A 1127-nucleotide genomic window follows, 5' to 3' on the forward strand; every position below is an offset into this window, starting at 1 on the left:
ACGGAAAAATTCGCGTTAAAGGTAAAAAATACTACACCACAGGGAGCCTATATGCAGACTGGGTGGATGTTGGGGTAACAGATTTAAAAGGAGAGTCTGGCTCAGTTGTTGTTCGCCGTGAAGATGAAGGCGTTGAAATTGTCGATGACTGGAATGGTTTTGGTCAGCAGCTTACTGCAAGTGGTACGGCATATTTCCACGATGTATTGGTCGATGAAGCTGAAATTTTACCTGACGATGACCGTTTTAAATATTCGGCTGCTTACTATCAACTGGTCCAACTGGCAATCATTACAGGTCTAGGGCGTGCTGCAACCTATGATGTTTCTCAAGCTGTTGCGAAACGTACCCGAAACTACACGCATGCAAATGCCCAATTTGTAAAACAGGATCCGCAAATTTTACAAGTAGTAGGACAAATTCGTGGCGCGGCTTATAGTGCAGGAGCGATTGTTGAAAAAGTTGCACAAAGCTTACAGCGTGCTTACTTGGCTGCATTTCAAAATAATGAGCAGCTTGAAGAAGAACAAAATGCACTTGCCGAGCTTGAAAGTGCGCAGTCTCAAACGGTCATTACCGATCTATTTTTAAATGCTTCCACGATTTTATTTGACGCTTTAGGTGCTTCTGCAACAGACAAAGATTTAGGTCTAGATCGATATTGGCGTAATGTAAGAACTTTATCTTCACATAACCCAAGAGTATTTAAAAATCGAATTGTAGGTGATTTTAGTGTGAACGGCACATTACCACCGTATCAATGGCGAATTGGTGAAGTTGCTAAACAATAAATTATAGTTTTAGATATTAAGCTGCTATTTTTAGCGGCTTAATATTATTTTGATTGTTTAAATTAAATTATAAAAATCTATTAGAATAAAATCGTATTTTGTTTGGGGTATATATTATAAAGAAAATATAAAAATTGCTTTAGTATAAAAATTAAATAAAATGCTGGTTGATATTTTATGACTAAGAGAATTAGTTTTAACGCTTTTGAAATGAATTGTATTGCCCACCAATCTCCTGGATTATGGCGACATCCTCAAGATCGATCTGTTGAATATAAAGATTTAGAATATTGGACGGATTTAGCCCAAATTCTTGAGCGTGGTTTTTTTGACGGT

The 1127-nt window shown here is 37.2% G+C and carries 2 pseudogenes; both read left to right on the forward strand.

Annotation, left to right across the window (positions count from 1 at the left end):
- Nucleotides 1-791, forward strand: a pseudogene (locus tag VXQ92_RS20055) (monooxygenase); the annotation flags it as partial.
- 177 nt (nucleotides 792-968) lie between these two features.
- Nucleotides 969-1127 (forward strand): annotated as a pseudogene (locus VXQ92_RS20060) (5,10-methylene tetrahydromethanopterin reductase); the annotation flags it as partial.

This window comes from Acinetobacter sp. 228, assembly GCF_048147885.1.